Below are 20,949 nucleotides of genomic sequence, written 5' to 3' on the forward strand. Positions count from 1 at the left end.
TCAGTGCGCCACGGCAGCGGCGGCTGCCTCGTCGATGAGGCGGCCGGTACGGAACCGGTCGAGCGTCAGACCCTGGGCCAGCCGGTGCGGCTCGCCCTTGGCGATGAGATGAGCGAACAGGTTGGCCGAACCCGGCGTTGCCTTGAAACCGCCCGTCCCCCAGCCGGCATTGACGAAGAGGTTCGGAACCGGCGTCACACTCTGGATCGGCGAACGGTCGGCGGTGTTGTCGGTGATCCCGCCCCACTGGCGCATCATCTTCACACGACGGAACATCGGGAACAGCTCGCAGATCGCATCGAGCGTATGCGTGATGATCTGCATGCCGCCGGTCTGGCTGTAGGAGTTGTACTGGTCGGTGCCGGCACCGATGACCAGCTCGCCCTTGTCCGACTGCGAGATATAGGCATGCACGGTGTTCGACATGACCACGCAAGGGAAGATCGGCTTCAAGGGCTCGGAGACGAGCGCCTGCAGCGGCGTCGAGTGAACCGGAAGACGAACGCCTGCCATGCCCATGACGACAGAGGAATGGCCGGCCGCGGAAACGCCTACCTTCTTTGCGCCGATGAAGCCCTTGGTCGTGTCGACGCCGGTGACTTCACCGCTCGGACCACGGCGGATGCCGGTCACTTCACAGTTCTGGATGATGTGCACGCCGCGATCGGACGCCGCGCGCGCATAACCCCAGGCGACAGCATCGTGACGGGCCGTGCCGCCACGACGCTGGAGCGCTGCACCATTGATCGGGTAGCGGGCGGTCTTCGAGATATCGAGCGGCGGGCAGAAGGTCTTGGCCTGCTCCGGCGTCAGCCACTCATTGTCAATGCCATAGAGATTATTGGCATTCACATGGCGCTTGAACGACTGCTGGTCATGCACATTGTGCGACAGCATCATCACGCCGCGCGGTGAATACATGACATTGTAATTGAGGTCCTGGCTGAGGCCCTCCCAGAGCTTCAGGGAATGCTCGTAGATGTCCATGCTCTCTTCATAGAGATAGTTGGACCGGATGATCGTCGTGTTACGGCCGGTATTGCCACCGCCGAGCCAGCCTTTTTCAATCACCGCGACATTGGTGATGCCGTGCTCCTTGGCCAGATAATAGGCCGCGCCGAGACCATGGCCGCCGGCGCCGATGATGATGACGTCATAGGACTGCCGCGGCTCGGGAGAGACCCACTGAGCCTCCCATCCCTTGTGGGCACGCATGGCCTCACGGACAACGGCAAAGACCGAATATTTGCGCATTCGCCTTAAACTCCTGTGGTTCAGGCACTGGGGTAGGACGATACACCTCGCAGATCAACCCACGTCGTGACGTCCGTTTTGCGACGCATTATCATCCGTCTTTCGACACCCTGTCAGAAGGGCACTCATCGACGCAAAATTCTTGGCCAGAAGCCTTGCGCCATATGGACTTCGCCCCTTTGTTCTGGTAATTCGCACCCCAATCGCCGGACTCACTTGGCCGGGCGAACTTTTATGCTGTTTCCGTTGATGTGACCTCCATCGACGGAAGGACCAACTCAAAGAACCAAAGGAACGGGATAAACGTGCAGGTACTAGTCCGCGACAACAACGTTGACCAGGCGCTCCGCGCTCTCAAGAAGAAAATGCAGCGCGAAGGCATCTTCCGTGAAATGAAGATGCGCGACTTCTTCGAAAAGCCGTCCGAGAAGCGTGCACGCGAAAAGGCTGAAGCCGTTCGTCGCGTCCGCAAGCTCGCACGCAAGAAGATGCAGCGCGAAGGCCTTCTGCCGGCTCCTGCTCGCGCTCGCTGATCAGCCTAGATTTAGACGTTTTCCTATGAAATGAGGGCGGGGGCGAGACGAATCGCCGCCGCTCTTTTGATATGAAACACCAACTTGCGCTGTCTGAAGCCTGATGCGGCGCAGACAGCGGCCGGACGATGCGCCTCATGACGAAAACCTCCGTGCTGACGACTGCCTCCCATTCCGACCGCAAGCATCGCCTGGCATCAGCCGTGGTTCTGCTCGCAGCCATGACACTGGCAGGATGCGCCACGACCACGGAGACGACAGACGTCATCCGCATCGATCGCGCCCAGGGATCCGACGAAAACATTGCATCGCTGACCGCCGTCATTCAGGCCAATCCGCGTGACCCCGAGGGTTACAACGTGCGCGGCTCCGCCTATGGCCGTTCCGGCCAGTTCAAGCAGGCGCTTGACGATTTCAACACGGCGCTGCAGCTCAATCCGCAGTTCTTCCAGGCTTATGCCAACCGCGCCCTCGTCTATCGCAACATGGGCAAGCCGGTCGAAGCCGCAGCCGACTACAATATGGCGCTGAAGATCAACCCGAATTACGACGTCGCCTATATCGGCCGTGGCAATATCTACCGCCAGGCCGGCCGTGTCGACGAAGCCTTCGGCGACTTCAACCGCGCCATCCAGCTCGACACGACGGATGGTCGCGCGTTCCACAATCGTGGCCTGATCTATCAGCTGCGCGGTGACCACGCGAAAGCGATCGATGACTTCTCGAAGGCCATCTCGCTGTCCTCGCGCGCACCGGAACCCTATAACGGTCGCGGCGTCTCCTACATCGCGCTGAACGACGACGAAAACGCGTTTGCCGACTTCAACCTCGCCATTGAGCTCAACGGCAACATCGCCGAGAGCTGGGCCAACCAGGCGCTCGTCTACGAGCGTCGCGGCGACAAGGCACGCGCGGCAAAGTCCTACAGCCATGCGCTGCGGCTCGACCCCAAATACGAACCCGCCAAGCAGGGCCTTGCCCGCACACGCGGCACGACCTGAAATTCACCTCAGGCAAGCAGACCAGAACGGCGGGGCAACCCGCCGTTTTTTTATGCTCGGTCAACACTCCGGTTGACGACAGGAGCAAATGAAAAAGGCGGCCCGTTTCCGGACCGCCTTTTGTGCATGAAAACTGTGTCGCGGCTTAGCGCATCATGAAGACGCCGGCGACCGACAGAACGATCCAGATGAAGAAGCCACCGAGCAGGCCTGCACCGGCAAAGAAGCCGGCAGCCATGGCGATCATCAGGGCGACCAGCAGTGCGGTGCCGTACTTGGTACCCGCGATGAACAGGTCGTAGGTCTTCTCGTGTTCCTTGTAGTCCATCGAAGCACCGGTTTCGACCGGACCGGAATGATGTTCGCTCATGTTCGATCTCCCAAATCGTAGGACTGGCGGCACCACTGCAGAATCACGCGGGACGCAGCCGTGGGCAAAATTTTGTCTTTTTCCCGCATACACAAACGCCAGCCCGAGTGCAATCGCCTCCGGGGTTCGTGGTCAATAATCCCGACCGGCAATCGCGCCCGTGATCTTGCCATCCGCCACCAGCCGCGCCGAGGGCAGGATGGTCAGCGGCGTTGTCGGCAAGGGCCCGACTCCGCGCCCGAACATCAGCCGCCGCTCGTGCACACCCGAATCGAAGAAGGGATAGCGCTTGAGGAGCTTGGTCCCGGTCGTGTGGGTATTGGTCGCCATCAGGGTGAGCTCCCGCCCATAGATCTCCGTCATCCGGCGGTCGACCACTGTCTCGGCATAGAAGACCCGCTTGTAGAAGGCAGCATGTGCGGGACGTACCGGCTGGAGGACCCTGTCGGCCTTGAAATAGGCCGCTGCCACGATGCTCGGCCGAAGCGTGATATAGGGAAGAACCGGGACTTCGGCTGCAAAGGCTGGATCCACAGCGAAACGCGCGGGATCAATGATCGTCAGGCCGGCATCCAGATAGGCTTGCATGATGTCAGGGAACACCTGAGCCGACTGCGACAGCCGATGATCAGGCGTCACGTGGTGAAGCCTGATGGTGCTGACCAACTCCTCGAAATAATAGATTCCAAAGACATAGGCGTGCGGATCGAAGTCAGCCTCGTCGATCATGCTCGGAGCCGAGCGAGGTATCATGTCGGCAGCCTTGTAGGTCTTGTAGCGGAGTTGTTCGATATCCTCGAAGTCCTCCTGTGTCTCAATTCGACGATACTCGATAAAGTCGAGATGACGCATCAAGCGCTCCGAGAAGCCTTCCAGTTCCATATTTTTGCCGCCCATCATGGTTAACACCATGTGAACGGGTATCACGCATTGTTCCCCCTCGCGCCCCCCAATATTAAGGATAGATTAACACTCCATAAGTTAAGGTTAACAGTATCGTTTGAGACCGTTGGGCCCAAAACGGGCTGCTCAATAGAGCTTTGGGATACGGGCATCAGCTCGAAATTTACGCCGCAGCGTCAGGCAACGCCGATCCGTTCAGCCAGTCCGGTCGCCGCCGCTTCTTCCGCGAGCGCTTCGATCGCATGCGCGGCGATCGGCATAGAGAAGACATAGCCCTGGATGAGGTCTGCGCAGTTGTGCTTCTTGATGAGTGACAGCTGCTCCCGCGTTTCCACGCCCTCGACGACGATGCCAATGTCCAGACCGCGTGTGAGGCTGACGATACCCCGAAGCAGCTTGAGGCGACGGGGATCCTCGCCAATATTGCGCACGAAGGAGCGGTCGATCTTCACAATATCGACCGGCAGCGTATCGAGGTAGCTCAGGCTGGAAAAGCCGGTGCCGAAGTCATCGATCGAGATGGTAATGCCGAGGGCTCTGAGGCGGTCGAGCACGGCACGCGCGGCAGAAAGCTCCTCGATCAGGCTGCTTTCCGTCACTTCAAGGTGCAGACGTTTGGCCGAAAGTCCGGTCTCATTGAGGATCTCTGCGACCGTTGCCGCAAGGTCCCCGTGACGGAGGTCGTGAACGGAGAGATTGACGGAGACGCCGATCGGCTCCGGCCAGGCCCGGCAATCGGCACAGGCCTTGCGCAAGACCTGATGCGTGATGTCAGTAACGATCCCCATCTCTTCGGCAATCTGGATGAAGATATTGGGCGCAATCGGCCCCTTCTCCGGATGATGCCACCGCGCAAGCGCCTCGCAACAGGCGAGCACCCGGCCATCGGGTGTGAACATGGGCTGATAGACGACGGTGATGCCGTGATCGTCCACAGTTGCCCTGAGGTCTGCCTTCAGCCGCTGGCGCTCCAGATAGCGGGCATCCATTTCCTTGGCAAAGAGCGTGAACTGTCCACGGCTGCGCGCCTTCGATTCAAACAGCGCAATGTCAAGCTTGACGGGCCACTCGTCCATCTTGACGTCTGCGCTCTCAAGCAGCACCGCGCCGGCGGAGAAACTGACGGTGATGACGGCACCGTCAACCTCGAAGTTGCTGCAGGCGGCCGCGTGCAGGCTGCGCATCTCCTCATCCAGATCCTCCCGCCCCTCGACATTGGGGAAGAAGCAGATGAAGTGATCCCCGACCTGGCGGCCGACGACGGCCTTGCCGACCGCAAGCTCGGTCAGCCGGGCAGCGATCGCGACAAGCAGTTTGTCGCCGGTCAGGTGACCCTTGAGGTCGTTGACATGCTTGAAGTCGGTCACATCGAGGATCATCAGACCGACCACGGGCCCGAACTCCCCCGGACGCTCCAGGCGCTCGCGCACCAGCTCGGTAAAATAGCCGCGCTGCGGAAGCCCCGTCAGACTGTCGTACCGCGCCATGTGAAGGATCTTGCGGTCGGCGCGCACACGTGCGGTCACATCTTCGAAGATCAGAACCACGCCGCCTTCATCCCGCCGCTTGGCGGAGAATTCCAGCACCAGATCCTCGGAGAAATGCATGACGGCGCGATTGGAAAGACCCTGCGTCAGCTGCGAGAGTTGCTTCTGCAAGAGACTGGGCATCGATCCGTCGATGAAGGTGTGGCGCACGCCATAGCGCAGCACCACGTCCAGATCGCAGCCCGTCAGGCGCCGTCTGTCGCCGAGGCTCAAGAGTTCGCAGGCCTTGCGATTGACCACCTCGATCCGGTTGTTCGGATCGAGCATCAGGAGACCATGGGTCATGTTGCTGAGCGCGGTATCGAAGCGGTCGGCAATCTTGGCCATCTCGCGCGAGGCGATGACGTTTTCGTAGAGGAAGTCGCGCACACCATTGGCCATCGCGCGGGTCGTCAGCCAGAATGGGATCAGCATCAGCGACAGCAGCGACTTGAAGATGTCCTGCGCCAGAAGGCTGCCGATCACCATGGGCGCGCAACAGGCGAGTGTCTGCAAATCCACCGCCAGACGCGAGCCATAGTTACGGCCGACGATCGAAACCATCGTGGCCATGGCGACCGAAATGCAGGCGAGTTCGGCAAACGTGTCCTGGAAGGCCAGCATCGCATAGCCGCTGCCAATGCCCAGAATGGCCGTGGTCAATGCGCCGCCGAGAACATAACGCCGTTCCCAGGCTGCAATCTGCTCGCGCGTGAGCTTCGCCTTGTCCTCGCGATCGAACAGGAAGAAGGAGTGAAGCCGGAACGAGAAGACCAGCACGAAGCAGGCGCAGAGCAGAAGGTAGAAGGAGGCACCCGTCTGCACATAGACGGTGACGAAGGTCAGGATGTGGACAACCATGCCGGTGAACAGCGTGAAGCGGTTGTCAAAGAGAGAGCTCACGAACGACAGATATACATCCGTGGGCACATTGTGGTCATGCCCCTTGTCGGCCCTCATAGTTTGCCCTCCCGGCGAGGTTGGACTCGAAACCTCAGATGTCAAATGATGTCTCTTCCAATCCTTATTCCCGTTTCCGGGGGCAAAAAGCATGTTCTAAAACGTCACAGTAATGCGCAAAGCGAAGCAAATGCTAAAATGCACTGCTTCGAAGCGGGACGCAAACAAGTAAGTGAGAACCTGTTAAGGCCGGCATAGGGAAACCGGTAAAATGCGACCAAATGACGAAACGGCAAAGCATGACGATTTCGTCCGGGGCCGACCGCGCCGAACCAAAAACCTTCGACTTTGGTATGCGTCACGGGAGGACAGGTGCTGTCCAGTTGCGCGCCGTTTACCATTGCTCTAAGCACAAAAAGACAAGGGGAGAAAAAACACAATGACAATCCTGTTGGCTGTTTCCCGGGTGATCGACGCGATCAACGGGGCCATCGGGCGCTGGGTTTCCTGGCTGCTCCTGGCCGCCGTTCTGATCAGCGCCGGCAATGCCGTCATCCGCAAAGTCTTCGACATTTCATCCAATGCCTGGCTCGAGCTGCAATGGTACCTTTTCGGCACCGTGTTCATGCTCGCCGCCGCCTATGCTCTGCTCCGCAACGAACATATCCGCATCGACATCCTGTCGAGCGGCTGGAAGAAGCGGACGCGCGACTGGATCGACCTGATCCTCCACACCATTTTTCTAGTGCCTTTCGCTGCCCTGATGGCCTATCTCGCCTGGCCCTGGTTCTGGCTGTCCTTCCGGTCCGGCGAAGTGTCCTCCAGCGCCGGTGGCCTGATCATCTGGCCCGCCAAGGCGATGGTCCTGCTTGGCTTCATGATGCTGACGGCTCAGGCCTTCTCCGAAATCATCAAGCGCGCCGCCGTGCTGATGGGCCGGATCGAGGAGCCGAACGCAGTCACGCCTGAGCCAGAAACTGAGACCGAAGGCAGGGAGGCCTGAGATGATCGACCTTATCGCCCACAATCTCGCGCCGATCATGTTCACGACCGTCATGGCCATGCTGCTGCTTGGCTATCCGGTCGCCTTCACGCTTGCAGCCGGTGGTTTGATCTACTTCGTGCTCGGCGTCGAACTGTCGATCTTCTCGTCGGAGATCCGCCTCTTCTGGCCGCTGCTCCAGTCGCATCCGGAGCGCATCTACGGGATCATGTATAACGACACTCTGCTGTCGATCCCGTTCTTCACGCTCATGGGCATCATTCTGGAACGATCGCGCATGGCGGAAGACCTGCTCGACACGATCGGCCAGCTGTTCGGCCCGATCCGTGGCGGTCTTGCCTATGCCGTCATCCTCGTCGGCGCGCTGCTTGGCGCAACCACCGGCGTCGTCGCAGCCTCGGTTATGGCCATGGGCCTGATCTCGCTGCCGATCATGCTGCGCTACAAGTATAATGGCCCGCTGGTCTCGGGCACGATAGCGGCCTCCGGTACGCTTGCCCAGATCGTTCCGCCTTCGCTCGTTCTGATCGTCATGGCCGACCAGCTCGGCCGCTCGGTCGGCGACATGTATGTCGGCGCGCTCTACCCGGCCCTGATGATCATCGCGGCTTACTGCGCCTACATCTTCGCGGTCACCATCATCAAGCCGGAATGGGCACCTGCCCTTCCCAAGGAAGCTCGCACTCTCGGTGATGGCGTAACCTCGCTTCTGGTGATGATCGCCATCGGCACGGGCCTTTACTTCCTCGGCTATCACATCCTGTTCACCGGCATCGCAAGCGCCGAGTGGCAGTTGGTGGCGGCACTCGCCTTCGGCGTCATCTCCGTCTACGTCTTCGCGCTCGTCAATCGCGGTATGCAGTTGAACGTGATCTCGCGTCTCGCCCAGGAAGTCATCATCGTCATGGTGCCGCCGCTGGCGCTGATCTTCCTGGTTCTCGGCACGATCTTCCTCGGCATCGCAACGCCGACAGAAGGCGGCGCCATGGGCGCGACCGGCGCTCTGATCATCGCCGCAGCCAAGGGACGCCTGAACCTCGCCATCCTGAAGAACGCTCTCGACGCCACCACGCGTCTCTCGGCCTTCGTCATGATGATCCTGATCGGCGCCCGTGTCTTCGGTCTGACCTTCTACGGCATCAACGGCAATGTCTGGGTCGAAGACCTGATGCTGGCGCTTCCGGGCGGGGAGTATGGCTTCCTGATCGTTGTCACGATCATCGTCTTCATCCTTGGCTGCTTCCTCGACTTCTTCGAGATCGCCTTCATCATGGTGCCGCTTCTGGTCCCGGTCGCCCAGAGCCTGGGGATCGACCTCGTCTGGTTCGGCATCATTCTGGGCATCAACCTGCAGACCTCCTTCCTCACGCCACCCTTCGGCTTCTCGCTCTTCTACCTGCGCTCGGTCGCGCCGGAGGGCAGATGGAGGGACAAGGTCACCGGCCAGATGCAGGACGGCATCAAGACGCTGGACATCTACAAGGGTGTGCTGCCCTTCATCATCATCCAGTTCCTGGCGATCATCACGGTCATCGCCTTCCCGGGTCTGGTGATGCATTACAAGGGCGATGCAGTTGTCCAGGATCCGAGCACGATCCAGATCACCATCCCGCAGCCGACCGACGGCGGCGGCATTACCATGCCGTCCTTCGGCCTGCCACCGCTCGGCAGCGAGGCACCGGCTGGCGGTGCAGGCCAGCAGCCGGCACTCGGCCTGCCGCCCCTCGATCTCGGCCAGCCTCCGGCCATCCAGCCGCCAGCAGGCGCGGCACCAGCCGCACCTGCCCCAGCACCGGCACCTTCGATGGACCTGAGCCAGCCGCCTGTCATTCAGTAACGGCGGCTAAAGTCCACAGCACGACGACAGATCCGCAGAACCCCGGCCTCGCGCCGGGGTTTTGTTTTGCCCGAAGGCGCAAGAAAAAAGCCCCGGTCGCGAGGACCGGGGCTGCTGACTGTCGAGATGCAATTGTTGATCAGAGCTTGTTGGCGCGCTGCTGCATCATCATGAAGGTGTCGAAGGTGTAATCCGGCAGCTGCATCCAGAGATAGGCGTCCTTCTTGAACGCCAGCTGGCTGTCGTAGATCTTCTTGAAGGCCGCGTTGGAGGCATTGATCTCTTCATACGTCGCAAGCGAGGCTTCGTAGCAGGCGGTCAGGATTTCCTGGCTGAACGGACGCAGCACGGCGCCGGAGCCAACGAGTTCCTTGACCGCGACCGGGTTCTTGACGTCGTACTTCGCCAGCATGTTGGCGTTTGCGAAGGCGCAGGCGTCATGCAGGATTGCCTGATAATGGGCCGGAAGGCTGTTCCACTTTTCGAGGTTGACCATGGCATGCAGCGTAGCGCCACCTTCCCACCAGCCAGGATAGTAGTAGTACTGCGCGACCTTGAAGAAGCCGAGCTTCTGGTCGTCATAAGGACCGACCCACTCGGTGGCATCGATCGTGCCCTTTTCCAGCGCCGGATAGATATCGCCACCAGCGATCTGCTGCGGCACGACGCCGAGCTTTTCGATGACCTTGCCGGCGAAACCGCCGATGCGCATCTTCAGACCCTTGAGGTCATCGAGCGTATTGATCTCTTTACGGAACCAACCACCCATCTGCGCACCGGTATTGCCGGCCGGCAGGCCGTAGAGGCCCTGGGTGGCGAAGAATTCGTTCAGCAGTTCGTTGCCGTTCGCCTGATAGAACCAGGCGTTCTGAAGGCGGGCATTGAGACCGAACGGGACGGCTGTCGCAAGGGCGTAGGTGGGGTCCTTGCCCCAGTAATAGTAGTTGGCGGTGTGCGACATCTCGACCGTGCCTGCGGCCACGGCGTCATTGGCCTGAAGTCCGGGCACGATTTCACCCGCAGAAAAGACCTGGATTTCGAAGTTGCCGTTGCTGGCGGCCTTGACGCGTTCCGCGACGTCGTTGGCAGCACCGAAAATGGTGTCGAGCGCCTTCGGGAAAGACGAGGTCAGGCGCCAGGTGATTTTCGGATTTTCCTGCGCGATGGCGGGTGCTGCCAAGACGGCAGACGCAGCAGCGCCTGCACTGGCCACGCCAGCCTTCTTGATGAATGAACGACGATCCATGAACTACCTCCCAGTTGTTGCCCCACCGGCGGGCATCGTCGGCCCCTCCCGGCAGCGATGCGCGAGCTAACCATTTTGTCCAAAGCCTTTCAAGCGCTTGGGAGCTATTCTTTTGGATGAGAGCTTTCACTTGCGCGTGCCAATTTTTATCAACCGCGATGTTAGCGCGAACACGCATTTACTTCCCAGAGACCTACAACCAGGGCGATGTGCAAGCCATTTTTACAAGGACATTTTCGGCCGGTGACAGGCGCGCTCAGGGCAGCATGAGGAGCGCCAGATCAGCATCCGGCGCGTCTGTTGCCTCATAGGAAAAGTGTTGTCCGCGCACGAGCGTCAACACGGTCGCCCCGGCGGCATCGCTGATCGTCACGCTGCCGTCCTCGTTCTGCGTCCAGTTGCTGGCGCGCGTCAGGCCGGGCCAGACTTGCTCGCAGTCGGGTGGCGCAAAGAAATCTCGGCTTCGGCTGGTCAAGGCCGCTCCGCGTTCGACGAGACAGACCGTCCGACTTTTAAAGTTGGAGACCGAGAAGATGGCCGGCGGGGAAACGGTACCCGCCTGCAGCGAGGCGGATAGTCCAGACGGCGAAGCACCTGGCGTCGGGATCGTTCCAAGGACGATCGGATCTGCCACTAAGGGCTCGGAGGGCTGCGGCATGGCCCAGAAGCTGAGCCCGACAGCCGAAACACCTGCACACACCAGTGCCGTCGTCACGATGACGAGAGAGGCGTTCATCGGAGCATCCTTCCGCTCGAAACCCCATGTCCGAACAGGATGCTCCCTCAAGCTTGCGGAAGGCTGAACTGCCGAATCAGGCAGGTTTGTGTGGCGTCTCCGGCACTGGCGTCAGCGGTTTGCCGGTCTGAAACCAGGCAATGAGATTGTCGACAACGAGGTCGGCCATCGCATCGCGCGTCGGCACGGAAGCAGACGCAACATGCGGAAGCAGGGATAAATTGGGCAAGTCGATCAGCGCCTGAGGCACGCGAGGCTCATCCGCAAAGACATCGAGGCCGGCTGCAGCAATCGTCCCCTTCTGGAGCGCCGCGATCAAAGCTGGCTCATCCACAGTCGAGCCACGACCGACATTGATGAGCACGCCATTCGAGCCAAGGGCTTCCAGCACCGCGGCATTGATCGCCCCATTGGTCTGAGGTGTGGAGGGCACGATCGAAATCATGATATCGACGGCCGCGGCCAGTCCGACGAGGCTGTCGTGATAGGCATAGGGCACATCCGTGCGCGGTCGTCGCGTGTGGTAGGCGATCTCGACTTTGAATGGCGCAAGCCGCGAGGCGATCTCCATGCCGATACGACCGAGACCATGAATCCCGACCTTCCGCCCCTTGAGTGACAGGGGCGACAACGGAAACGCACCTTCCTTCTCCCAACGCCCCTCACGCAGGTAGCGCTCTGCGAAGAAGAACTGGCGCAGGGTATTGAGGAGCAGCGCGATCGTCGTATCGGCCACTTCATCGTTCAGGACATCAGGCGTGTTGGTGACCACGATGCCGTGCGCGGCCGCAGCCTTCACATCGACACCGTCATAACCGACACCAAAGCTGCCGATCACTTCGAGTTTGGGCAGGCGATCGATGAGCGAGGCCGGGAAACGACCCGACACAGTAGCTCCGCGCACGCGCGACAATTGCTCCGGCGTCGCCTCGGTCGCCGACGCGTCAGCGACCTCCAGCAGTTCAAACGTTTCGGCAAGACGGGCACGCACCCGCGAATGAATGCGACCGGGGATCAAGACGAGGGGGCGATCGGACATAACTGTCTCCTGGCAGGCAAGGATGGGGAGCGGCCGGATTGAACAACCGGCCGACGCTCAGCGGCGGATCGGACCCGTCGACTGGCGGATGCGCATCTCGGGCTTGATCAGGTGTATGCCGTCAGGCTCATGGCTGCCGGCAAGCTTGTCGAGAAGCGCGCGGGCCGCAAGCCGCCCGACCTCAGCCTGACCGTTCCAGACGGTGGTCAGCGACGGCGTGGCAATCGAGGCTTCCTCGAGGTCGTCATAACCCGTGACGGAAATGTCCTGGCCGGGAATGAGCCCCGCACGCGCAATACCGTTCATCAACCCGATCGCGACCAGATCGTTCCAGCACACCGCCGCCGTCGGCTTCTGGGGGAGCGAGAGGAAATTCACCGCGGCCTCGAAGCCACCCTGCTTGGTGCGGGGACCCGGAATGCGCAGACCGGGATCAACCTCGATGCCGGCCTTGCGCAGCGCGTTGACGTAACCTTGGTAGCGGTCGCGCCCAGTCGAAGTCTGATCCGTGCCCCCGATCATGGCTATCGAGCGATGGCCAAGACCGATCAGATGATTGGTGGCGAGCGAAATGCCATAGGTGTCGTCACCGCGATAGATCGGAACGTCGAGGCCCTCCATCGAACGCGCGATGAAGATGGCTGGCATGCCGTTGTTTTCCGCCAGCAGCACATCCTCCGGCGGCGTGCCGATCGCTGGCGACATGATGACGCCGTCACCACCGAGCTGCAGCAAAGTCTCCACGAACATCCGCTGTTTGTCGACGCTGTCGTAATGGTTGGAAAGAATGAAGGTGTGGCGGCTGCGGTCGAGCTCGGTCTCGATGGCTTTCAGGATTTCGCCGTAGAACGGGTTCATGATGTCATGCACCACGACGCCGATGATCCCGGAGCGCGAGGTGCGCAGGCTGGCGGCACGACGGTTGTAGATATAGCCGAGGGCGCGCGCCTGTTCCTTGATCTTCTCGCGGGTATCGGCGGCGACAAGCGGGCTGTCACGAAGCGCAAGCGAGATGGTGGCGGTCGAAAGACCCAGCGACTCCGCAATGGTCGAAAGCTTTACCTTTTGTGCCACGTTTCCTCCCTCGCAGCAGATCGGCGGGCATTTCATCGCCCTTAAAAGTTTTAATTAAACAATTTAAGGAGCCGTTTCAATCGTCTTCCTCGGCCTCGTTCGAAGGTCGTATGACCACATTGCCGGAGAGATTGCCCTCGATAAGAGACAAGAGCTTCACCAGCGTCTTCAGCTCCTTGCCCGACAAACCCTGAACCGCCTGCGTCTCACAGGCTTCCATGGCGCCTGCGATGCGGGCAACGCTGCCGCGACCTTCATCGGTCAGATAGACCTTGGTAAGCCGGCCGTCGCGATCATCGGTGCGACGCAGGACAAAACCCTGCGCCTCCATACGCCCGATCGTGCGGGTCATGGTCGGAGCCTTTACGCCAAGCTGATGGGCGAGCGCCCCGGGCGTCTGCCCGTCTTCCTGGGCGAGCAGTTGCACGACGCCGTCCTGGCCGGGGTAAAGACCGCTTGCGGCAAGACCATGGGAAAGATGGGTGCGCATCGAACGCGCAACTTGGGTAACGCTGGCACACAGAACGCCGGAGCGTGGTGGCTCCTTCTTCTTGCTCTTCTTCTTTTCGCCGCGGTCCTTGTCGGCCTTGTCCTTTTTCGCCATGACTCTCCCCGGTCGACACACGCTGCGGTCGCCACTTCATACACGCAGCGATGGCTGCAATGCATAACGAAGATCAGGAGCTTAGACCAGATGGCGAAACCAGCCCCGTGGTTCAAGGATAACGATCCGGAACTGACTGCCGCAGATCGGCACGACTGGATCGCCGTCCTGCCGCTCGGCGCCCATGAGCAGCACGGCCCCCACCTGCCCTTCGAAACCGACACGATCATCGCGACCGGCATAACTGGGCGTGTGGTCGCAGCACTTCCCGAACACCTGCCTGTCACCATGCTACCGGTCGAACCTGTCGGCTATTCCATCGAACACATGGACGTCGAGGGCACCCGCAGCCTCGCCTTTGACGAAGCCGTCAATCGCTGGCTGGGCATCGCCGAGGACCTCCATCGCCAGGGCATCCGCAAGCTCGTCCTGCTCAATGCCCATGGCGGCAATTCCCCGCTCCTGACAATTGTCGCGACGGAAGCCCGGGTTCGTTTCGACATGCTGGTGGTCGCCACCAGCTGGACCCGCTTCGGCCAGCCGGAGGGCTGGATGAGCCCGGAAGACAAGGCTATCGACATCCACGGCGGAGACATAGAGACCTCGGTGATGCTGGCGCTGGCGCCTGAGAAGGTCGACATGACGGAGGCCGCCGCCTTTCCCTCGCGCCAATCCGAGTTTTCCGCCAGGTACAGACACCTGCGCGCCTATGGTCCACACGCCTTCGGCTGGAAGATGTCGGACCTCAACCCCGATGGCGTCGCCGGCAACGCGGCGGCGGCAACCGCGGAACGGGGGGAGCAACTGATTGCGCATGCCGTGAGGGGCATTTTGGAACTGCTGGATGACGTGCGTGGGTTTGATGTGGCAACATTGACGTGAGCTTGCAGGCTCGAGAGGTAAGGCGCATATTCATTGCGAGAGATCGTGAGGAAGAAGCATGCGTGTTTCCATGGAGCAGGCAGCCGCACGGGTGGAAGAACTCGTAGAACGAGCCGAACGCGGAGAGCCCGTCATCATCACCCGCGACGGGCAGGATGCTGTCGTGCTGCGACCGGTTGAAGCTTCAGAAAGGCGGCCAACTCTCTCGCAAGAGGAACGGCGGCAGCTCTTCAAGCAGCTACAGCAACGCGTTGCAGAGATACCAGACCCCTTTCCAGATGAAACGGCAGCGAGAAGCCAGGACTTTCTATATGACGAAAATGGTCTACCTAAGTGATCGTGGTCGACACCTCGGCGCTGATGGCGATCCTCAAGACAGAGACTGCAGCCGTTGAATGCGAGGCCATTCTGTCGGATGGATCTCGGCGCCTTCTAATGTCTGCTGCCATCTTGACTGAAGCCCACATCGTCGCTGCGCGCAATCAGCGGCTCGCAGAAATGAAGATGCTCATTACGGCATCGGTCATTGAAATCATCCCTCTGACGTCATCACGCGCTGAACTCGCCGCCGCAGCCTATAAGCGCTTCGGCAAGGGCTTTCACCCCGCAGCCCTCAATTTCGGCGACTGCTTTTCCTACGCCACGGCCAAAGAGTTTGACTGCCCCCTCCTCTATGTCGGTGACGATTTCGCCCGCACCGATATCCGCTCGGCCCTGTCCGCCGCCTGACCCCACACGAAAGCCTTTGAACTGGCAAAGCGGAACGCCTATATGGGGGTAACACCATTACAGCCGCATCGCCCGGCGCCCCCTGACATCAGAGGCTTTCATGACCGAAGCATCCGCGAAACCGACACCCGTCACCGTGCTCACCGGCTACCTCGGCGCCGGCAAGACGACGCTGTTGAACCGCATTCTCTCCGAGAACCACGGCAAGAAATACGCTGTCATCGTCAATGAGTTCGGCGAGATCGGCATCGACAACGACCTGATCGTCGAGTCGGACGAAGAAATCTACGAGATGAACAACGGCTGCGTCTGCTGCACCGTGCGCGGCGACCTGATCCGCGTCGTGGAAGGTTTGATGCGCCGCCCGGGCCGCTTCGACGGTATCATCGTCGAGACCACGGGCCTCGCCGACCCGGTACCGGTCGCCCAGACATTCTTCATGGACGACGACGTTCGCTCCAAGACCGAGCTCGACGCCGTCGTCGCGCTGGTCGATGCCAAGCACCTGCCGCTGCGTCTGAAGGACAGCCGCGAAGCCGAAGACCAGATCGCCTTTGCCGATGTCGTCGTCATCAACAAGGCCGATCTCGTCAGCCATGATGAGCTGCACCAGATCGAGCACATCGTGCGCGCGATCAATCCTTCGGCCCGCATCTACTCGACCACCCGTTCCGGCGTTGATTTGTCGAAGGTCCTCGACCAGGGTGCCTTCAATCTCGAGCGCGCGCTGGAAAACGATCCGCATTTCCTCGATCACGACGACCCGGACCACGTCTGCGGCCCGGATTGCGATCAAGATCACCACCACCACGGCCATGACCATCATGACCATGATCACGGGCATGATCACCATCATCATGACCACGGACACGGCCACCACCATCACGACCACGCCCCGTCTGCCATCCACGACGTGACCGTGACCTCTGTCTCGCTTCGCGGCGGCGAGATGAACCCGGATCGCTTCTTCCCCTGGATCCAGAAGGTGACCCAGACACAAGGCCCGAACATCCTGCGCTTGAAGGGCATTATCGCCTTCAAGGGCGATGAGGAGCGCTATGTCGTCCAGGGCGTACACATGATCGTCGAGGGTGACCACCAGCGCCCGTGGAAGGATGGCGAGAAGCGCGAAAGCCGGCTTGTCTTTATTGGCCGCGAGCTCGACCGCGAGAAGCTGGAAGCAAGCTTCAAGGCCTGCGAAGCCTCTGCCTGAATCGAACGAGCGGGGCGCGTTTGCGCCCTTCTCCGCCTGACCTCTGCCTGAAAGAAAGCCTTGTAATATGCCGACAGTCGCCCCTCTCGATATCGAAGGTCACGTTGTCTCGACCCATTTCCTGGGAGACATCCCGGTCTTTGCTGCCGCGACGGGTGCCATCCATCGGCTGGACGGCGGCGAAAAGGTAACGGAGGCCAATGCCGGCCTCCTCACCTGCGTCAAGGATGCCGCCAGCCAGACGCTGCTGACTGGCGGCGAAGACGGTCGCGTGTTGCGCATTGCGCATGACGGCACCGTGAGCGAACTTGCCCACGTGCCGCGCAAGTGGATCTCGGTTGTGGCGCCGGGCCCTCAAGGGGCCGTGGCGTATGCCCATGGCAAGTCGACATTTGTCCGCCTCGCTGATGGGACTACAAAGGAATTCACCGAGGAGCGCACGGTCGAGGCAGTCGATTTTGCGCCCAAGGGCCTGCGCATCGCCGTCGCCCGCTACAATGGCGTGACGCTCCACTGGGTTGGCACGGCAGGTGCTCCGGTCGATCTCGACTGGAAGGGCGCCCATACCGGCGTCACCTTCTCGCCCGATGGCCGCTTCGTCGTGACCATGATGCAGGAATCGGCGCTGCACGGCTGGAAGCTCGACGGCAAGGCCGCCGACACCCGCCATATGCGCATGACCGGCTACCCCGCCAAGGTCAAATCCCTCTCCTGGTCACCCAAGGGCAAATGGCTTGCCTCTTCAGGCGCACCCGCCGCTATCGTCTGGCCGTTTTCCGGCAAGGACGGCCCGATGGGCAAGGCGCCCCTAGAGCTCGGCACCCGCGCCAACATCCTTGTCACCCAGGTCGCTTTCCATCCGATCGAAGAGGTGCTGGCGATCGGTTTCATAGACGGCATGATCCTCGCGGTCCGCATCGCCGACAATAAGGAGGCGCTACTGCGCCGCCCGGGTAAGGGTGCGATCACCTCGATTGCCTGGAGCAGCACCGGCAAACTGCTCGCCTTCGCCTCCGAAGCGGGCGACTGCGGCGTCGTCGACATCACCGGCTGATTGCTGAAAATCACGCCTCAAAGCGTTTTAGTTGCGTGTAAACGCGTGAAAAATCGCGCCTAAGGTCAAATAGTATAAAAATTTGCACTGTCTCGTTCATCAATTACTCACCTTAACCATGTGGTAGTAATTACCTCCCTAATTTGAGGGAGGACGAGCGAGAGACAAAACAGCCGCGTCTCGTCGGGACTGGGAATCATTCCAACATAGCCTATTCAATTCTTCTTCAACCATGGCTGCCTGGCCGCGGGCGCTTATCCATGCGCCGCGCCGACGGGCGGACTGCGAACGGACGCAACATGAATCTCAACCTGAAAATTGTGGTGACGGCAGCAGGTCTTTGCCTTGCAGCCGGGATAGTCGCCGTCGCGGGTGTTGGTGCCCAGACGCTGCAGACGCTCAAGGTCAACGGCCCGATCTACAAGCAGATCGTGGACGGAAAAGATCTGATCGCCGACATCCTGCCGCCGCCGCTCTACCTGATCGAATCCTATGCGCTGGCCAATGAGGTCTTCGTCCATCCGGACACAGCAGGGGTAAACCTGCCGCGCTTCGATCTGCTCAACAAGCTCTATGATGAGCGCCGGGAATACTGGAAGAACTCGACGCTGCCCGAAAATCTGCGCGCCAAGCTTTATAATGAAGTCATCGCAAAGGGTGATCTCTATTGGGCCACGTTGCAGAACGACCTCAAGCCCGCGCTTGTTGCCGGCGATGCCAGCGCTATCACTCCGATTCTCTCGAAGCTCAAGCTCCAATTCCATGACCACGAGACCTCGGTGAACGAACTCGTCACGATGGCGAGCGAGTATCTGGTTGATCGAGAAGGGTTTGCGGCAGCCGAATCCGCCAGCCGCGAGGCTCTTGTCCTGACCCTCGGCCTGCTCCTGATTGCGACAGCACTCGGCAGTGTCTTCTTCATCCACCGCCGCGCGTTGAAACCGCTCGGAGAAATCACCGACTTCATGACCAACATGGCATCGGGCGACTTCACCGCCACCGTCCCGCACGCCAACCGCCGTGACGAAATTGGCCACATCGCTGCAGCCGTCGAGGTCTTTCGTCAGTCAGGTCTCGAAAATCAGCGTCTGCAGGCCGAAACGGAGGCCGCCCGCGCGGAAGTCGACCGGGAACGCAACTTGCGTGACAAGGACCGCTTGATCGAGGCCGAAGCGCTGCGCTTCGTCATCGAGGCGCTCGGTGCCGGCCTTCACCGTCTTGCGGAATGCAACATCCGCATGACCCTGGACGACGCCTTCGATGCCCGCTTCGAACCCTTGCGGCAGGACTTCAACCACTCGATCGCCACCTTCCAGGCGACGCTGGAAAAGGTCATGGAGGAAACCCGCCGTCTGCTGGAAAACAGCCAGGAGATGCGCGAAGCTTCCAGCAATCTGGCAAACCGCACCGAACAGCAGGCCGCAGCGCTCGAGCAGACGTCGGCCGCACTCGAACAGGTGACGGCAACGGTGCGTGCTTCTGCGCAGCGCACCAGCGATACACGTGAACTGGTGCGCGAGGCCAAGAACTGTGCCGTCGCCTCAGGCGGTGTTGTGCGATCGGCCGTGTCAGCCATGGAGCGGATCGAAACGGCCTCCTCCGAGATCGGCCAGATCATCGGCGTCATCGATGAGATCGCCTTCCAGACGAACCTGCTCGCGCTCAACGCCGGCGTCGAGGCGGCTCGTGCCGGGGAAGCCGGTAAGGGCTTTGCGGTCGTTGCCCAGGAAGTGCGGGAACTCGCCCAGCGCTCGGCCACCGCTGCACGGGACATCAAGGGGCTGATCCAGAAGTCCAGCATCGAAGTCTCGTCCGGCGTGCAGCTCGTCGGCGAGACGGGCAGCGCGCTCGACCAGATCGGCGAGTTCGTCAGCCGGATCGACACCAATGTCGATGCGATCGCAACCGCTGCCCGCGAACAGGCGGTTGGCCTGCAGGAAATCAGCACCGCCATCAACAGCATCGATCAGATGACGCAGCAGAATGCCGCCATGGTCGAGGAAACGACAGCGATCAGCCACACTCTGGCGGAGGGCGCCGTGCAGTTGACCTCGCTGGTCAACCGCTTCCAGTTGAACCGGCGCAGCGACATCAGGGCAGAAGGCACCCGCGAGATCGACCACCGCGCGGCCTGACCACTGTCCAAAAACGAAAAAGCCCGGCCTCCTCGCGGAAGCCGGGCTTTTCTATGTCAGATCGATCGGATCAGAACTTGACTGCGAGGCCGACATTGACCGTGTGCTGGTCGAAGTCGACGTCAGTGCCGCCGAGGTCGCCGCTGCCGAAGTCGTTGTAACGATATTCGACGCGGGTGAACATGCGGTCGGTCAGGGCGTAATCAACGCCACCGCCGATGGTCCAGCCATGCAGCGTGTCGTCGAAGCTGCCAACTGCGGTGTCGCCTTCGATGTTGGTGCCAGCGTAACCACCGGCAACGTACAGCAGAGCGCGATCCATGGCATAGCCGACGCGGGCGCGAGCCGACCAGTTCATGCCGGACTCGAAGTCGCCAACGCCAGCAACAGTCTCGTCATTCCAGTCGTAGTTCAGGTCGCCTTCGAGACCGACGACCAGCTGGTTGCCGAGGTCGAAGTTGTAGCCGACGAAACCGCCGAGACGTGCACCGTCGAAGCTTTCGGTGCCTGCGACGCCTTCAACTTCGCCGTCACCCCAACCATAGCCGGTCAGAATACCTGCATAGCCACCTGCCCAGGAAAACTGCGGCACGGTTTCGACGGCTACCGGCGGTTCTGCCGGAGCTTCGTAGATTGCGTCAGCCGCAAAAGCCGAGGTCGAAATCGCCAGAGCGGCGGCAGATCCGAGAAGGATGCTCTTCATCATGTTTTTAACTCCTGTGTTACAAGGCCACTTATAACGCCATCTCTGGTTAAAGTATGTGATGATTATACAACATAACCATCTAAACCTAACCGGCGCATTTGTTCCCGCCCGTGCGAAATTCTCGCGCCGGACCCCGCAGCAAGAAGCTCCAAGCAGGAAAATGGTTCCTTGGTATGGCGGAAAAAAGATGCGCTGTTTCAGGAA

20 protein-coding genes are annotated in these 20,949 nt (G+C 60.5%); 10 read left to right on the forward strand and 10 right to left on the reverse strand.

Annotation, left to right across the window (positions count from 1 at the left end; genetic code table 11):
- The gene (locus tag C0V73_RS02675) at positions 1–1,254 is read right to left on the reverse strand and encodes a sarcosine oxidase subunit beta family protein (RefSeq protein WP_102018430.1); all 1,254 of its coding nucleotides are present in this window, start codon (positions 1,252–1,254) and stop codon (positions 1–3) included.
- A gap of 305 nt (positions 1,255–1,559) precedes the next feature.
- Here C0V73_RS02675 and rpsU point away from each other — a divergent pair, with 305 nt between their 5' ends.
- Complete coding sequence (gene rpsU, locus C0V73_RS02680) at positions 1,560–1,787, forward strand: 30S ribosomal protein S21 (protein ID WP_054148188.1); 228 nt, start codon at positions 1,560–1,562, stop codon at positions 1,785–1,787.
- 221 nt (positions 1,788–2,008) lie between these two features.
- Positions 2,009–2,788 carry a tetratricopeptide repeat protein gene (locus C0V73_RS02685; protein WP_245407877.1) on the forward strand — a complete coding sequence of 260 codons (780 nt, stop codon included), beginning with the start codon at positions 2,009–2,011 and terminating at the stop codon, positions 2,786–2,788.
- A 145-nt stretch (positions 2,789–2,933) separates the two neighbouring features.
- On the opposite strand, the gene C0V73_RS02690 is transcribed toward C0V73_RS02685, so the two are convergent.
- The 3 genes from C0V73_RS02690 to C0V73_RS02700 form a co-directional block, all read right to left on the reverse strand.
- Positions 2,934–3,158 (reverse strand): aa3-type cytochrome c oxidase subunit IV, encoded by a 225-nt coding sequence (locus tag C0V73_RS02690; protein ID WP_102018431.1) that lies wholly within the window; start codon positions 3,156–3,158, stop codon positions 2,934–2,936.
- Between the two features lie 132 nt (positions 3,159–3,290).
- On the reverse strand, positions 3,291–4,055 hold the full coding sequence (locus C0V73_RS02695) for a hypothetical protein (protein WP_245407878.1): 765 nt from the start codon (positions 4,053–4,055) through the stop codon (positions 3,291–3,293).
- A 182-nt stretch (positions 4,056–4,237) separates the two neighbouring features.
- Positions 4,238–6,547, reverse strand: coding sequence for an EAL domain-containing protein (locus C0V73_RS02700; RefSeq protein WP_102018432.1), 2,310 nt, complete (start codon positions 6,545–6,547; stop codon positions 4,238–4,240).
- 379 nt (positions 6,548–6,926) lie between these two features.
- On the opposite strand from C0V73_RS02700, the gene C0V73_RS02705 reads away from it, so the two are divergent.
- Both C0V73_RS02705 and C0V73_RS02710 read left to right on the forward strand, forming a co-directional pair.
- Complete coding sequence (locus tag C0V73_RS02705) at positions 6,927–7,490, forward strand: TRAP transporter small permease subunit (protein WP_102018433.1); 564 nt, start codon at positions 6,927–6,929, stop codon at positions 7,488–7,490.
- 1 nt (position 7,491) lies between these two features.
- Positions 7,492–9,327 (forward strand): TRAP transporter large permease subunit, encoded by a 1,836-nt coding sequence (locus C0V73_RS02710; protein WP_102018434.1) that lies wholly within the window; start codon positions 7,492–7,494, stop codon positions 9,325–9,327.
- Between the two features lie 139 nt (positions 9,328–9,466).
- Here the strand turns inward: C0V73_RS02710 and C0V73_RS02715 are convergent, their stop codons facing one another.
- The 5 genes from C0V73_RS02715 to C0V73_RS02735 all read right to left on the reverse strand — a co-directional run bounded on the left by C0V73_RS02715 (position 9,467) and on the right by C0V73_RS02735 (position 14,026).
- Complete coding sequence (locus C0V73_RS02715) at positions 9,467–10,573, reverse strand: TRAP transporter substrate-binding protein (RefSeq protein ID WP_102018435.1); 1,107 nt, start codon at positions 10,571–10,573, stop codon at positions 9,467–9,469.
- 256 nt (positions 10,574–10,829) lie between these two features.
- Positions 10,830–11,309, reverse strand: a complete 480-nt coding sequence (locus tag C0V73_RS02720) for a hypothetical protein (protein ID WP_102018436.1) — start codon at positions 11,307–11,309, stop codon at positions 10,830–10,832.
- A 76-nt stretch (positions 11,310–11,385) separates the two neighbouring features.
- Positions 11,386–12,348: a 2-hydroxyacid dehydrogenase gene (locus C0V73_RS02725; protein WP_102018437.1), complete on the reverse strand. Its 963-nt coding sequence runs from the start codon at positions 12,346–12,348 to the stop codon at positions 11,386–11,388.
- Between the two features lie 57 nt (positions 12,349–12,405).
- A complete protein-coding gene (locus C0V73_RS02730; protein WP_102018438.1) occupies positions 12,406–13,422 on the reverse strand; it encodes a LacI family DNA-binding transcriptional regulator in 1,017 nt (338 codons plus the stop codon).
- 76 nt (positions 13,423–13,498) lie between these two features.
- A complete protein-coding gene (locus tag C0V73_RS02735) occupies positions 13,499–14,026 on the reverse strand; it encodes a MarR family transcriptional regulator (RefSeq protein WP_102018439.1) in 528 nt (175 codons plus the stop codon).
- Between the two features lie 90 nt (positions 14,027–14,116).
- Here C0V73_RS02735 and C0V73_RS02740 point away from each other — a divergent pair, with 90 nt between their 5' ends.
- The 6 genes from C0V73_RS02740 (at position 14,117) to C0V73_RS02765 (ending at position 20,039) form a co-directional block, all read left to right on the forward strand.
- Positions 14,117–14,908 carry a creatininase family protein gene (locus C0V73_RS02740; protein WP_102018440.1) on the forward strand — a complete coding sequence of 264 codons (792 nt, stop codon included), beginning with the start codon at positions 14,117–14,119 and terminating at the stop codon, positions 14,906–14,908.
- A gap of 58 nt (positions 14,909–14,966) precedes the next feature.
- The gene (locus tag C0V73_RS02745; RefSeq protein WP_102018441.1) at positions 14,967–15,245 is read left to right on the forward strand and encodes a type II toxin-antitoxin system prevent-host-death family antitoxin; all 279 of its coding nucleotides are present in this window, start codon (positions 14,967–14,969) and stop codon (positions 15,243–15,245) included.
- Positions 15,242–15,637, forward strand: a complete 396-nt coding sequence (locus tag C0V73_RS02750) for a type II toxin-antitoxin system VapC family toxin (RefSeq protein ID WP_102018442.1) — start codon at positions 15,242–15,244, stop codon at positions 15,635–15,637. The genes C0V73_RS02745 and C0V73_RS02750 overlap by 4 nt, the downstream gene beginning before the upstream one ends.
- 100 nt (positions 15,638–15,737) lie before the next feature.
- Positions 15,738–16,850, forward strand: coding sequence for a GTP-binding protein (locus C0V73_RS02755; RefSeq protein ID WP_102018443.1), 1,113 nt, complete (start codon positions 15,738–15,740; stop codon positions 16,848–16,850).
- A gap of 67 nt (positions 16,851–16,917) precedes the next feature.
- Positions 16,918–17,904: a WD40 repeat domain-containing protein gene (locus tag C0V73_RS02760; protein WP_102018444.1), complete on the forward strand. Its 987-nt coding sequence runs from the start codon at positions 16,918–16,920 to the stop codon at positions 17,902–17,904.
- 299 nt (positions 17,905–18,203) lie between these two features.
- Positions 18,204–20,039, forward strand: coding sequence for a HAMP domain-containing methyl-accepting chemotaxis protein (locus tag C0V73_RS02765; protein ID WP_102018913.1), 1,836 nt, complete (start codon positions 18,204–18,206; stop codon positions 20,037–20,039).
- A 70-nt stretch (positions 20,040–20,109) separates the two neighbouring features.
- Here the strand turns inward: C0V73_RS02765 and C0V73_RS02770 are convergent, their stop codons facing one another.
- Entirely contained in the window at positions 20,110–20,742 is a 633-nt protein-coding gene (locus C0V73_RS02770) for an outer membrane protein (RefSeq protein WP_172450047.1), read from the reverse strand.
- Between the last annotated feature and the right edge of the window lie 207 nt (positions 20,743–20,949).

Source organism: Rhizobium sp. TH135, assembly GCF_002855515.1.
In the GTDB taxonomy this organism is placed as follows: domain Bacteria; phylum Pseudomonadota; class Alphaproteobacteria; order Rhizobiales; family Rhizobiaceae; genus Allorhizobium.

What these genes read in the sequence shown, in the direction of transcription:
- C0V73_RS02685 (WP_245407877.1), top strand. Translation starts at nt 2,009, where the DNA reads ATGACACTGGCAGGATGCGCCACGACCACGGAGACGACAGACGTCATC.
- C0V73_RS02690 (WP_102018431.1), bottom strand. Translation starts at nt 3,158, where the DNA reads ATGAGCGAACATCATTCCGGTCCGGTCGAAACCGGTGCTTCGATGGAC.
- C0V73_RS02725 (WP_102018437.1), bottom strand. Translation starts at nt 12,348, where the DNA reads ATGTCCGATCGCCCCCTCGTCTTGATCCCCGGTCGCATTCATTCGCGG.
- C0V73_RS02765 (WP_102018913.1), top strand. Translation starts at nt 18,204, where the DNA reads ATGAATCTCAACCTGAAAATTGTGGTGACGGCAGCAGGTCTTTGCCTT.
- C0V73_RS02735 (WP_102018439.1), bottom strand. Translation starts at nt 14,026, where the DNA reads ATGGCGAAAAAGGACAAGGCCGACAAGGACCGCGGCGAAAAGAAGAAG.
- C0V73_RS02740 (WP_102018440.1), top strand. Translation starts at nt 14,117, where the DNA reads ATGGCGAAACCAGCCCCGTGGTTCAAGGATAACGATCCGGAACTGACT.
- C0V73_RS02705 (WP_102018433.1), top strand. Translation starts at nt 6,927, where the DNA reads ATGACAATCCTGTTGGCTGTTTCCCGGGTGATCGACGCGATCAACGGG.
- C0V73_RS02695 (WP_245407878.1), bottom strand. Translation starts at nt 4,055, where the DNA reads ATGGGCGGCAAAAATATGGAACTGGAAGGCTTCTCGGAGCGCTTGATG.
- C0V73_RS02710 (WP_102018434.1), top strand. Translation starts at nt 7,492, where the DNA reads ATGATCGACCTTATCGCCCACAATCTCGCGCCGATCATGTTCACGACC.
- C0V73_RS02745 (WP_102018441.1), top strand. Translation starts at nt 14,967, where the DNA reads ATGCGTGTTTCCATGGAGCAGGCAGCCGCACGGGTGGAAGAACTCGTA.
- C0V73_RS02755 (WP_102018443.1), top strand. Translation starts at nt 15,738, where the DNA reads ATGACCGAAGCATCCGCGAAACCGACACCCGTCACCGTGCTCACCGGC.
- C0V73_RS02675 (WP_102018430.1), bottom strand. Translation starts at nt 1,254, where the DNA reads ATGCGCAAATATTCGGTCTTTGCCGTTGTCCGTGAGGCCATGCGTGCC.
- C0V73_RS02760 (WP_102018444.1), top strand. Translation starts at nt 16,918, where the DNA reads ATGCCGACAGTCGCCCCTCTCGATATCGAAGGTCACGTTGTCTCGACC.
- C0V73_RS02715 (WP_102018435.1), bottom strand. Translation starts at nt 10,573, where the DNA reads ATGGATCGTCGTTCATTCATCAAGAAGGCTGGCGTGGCCAGTGCAGGC.
- C0V73_RS02770 (WP_172450047.1), bottom strand. Translation starts at nt 20,742, where the DNA reads ATGAAGAGCATCCTTCTCGGATCTGCCGCCGCTCTGGCGATTTCGACC.
- C0V73_RS02720 (WP_102018436.1), bottom strand. Translation starts at nt 11,309, where the DNA reads ATGAACGCCTCTCTCGTCATCGTGACGACGGCACTGGTGTGTGCAGGT.
- C0V73_RS02700 (WP_102018432.1), bottom strand. Translation starts at nt 6,547, where the DNA reads ATGAGGGCCGACAAGGGGCATGACCACAATGTGCCCACGGATGTATAT.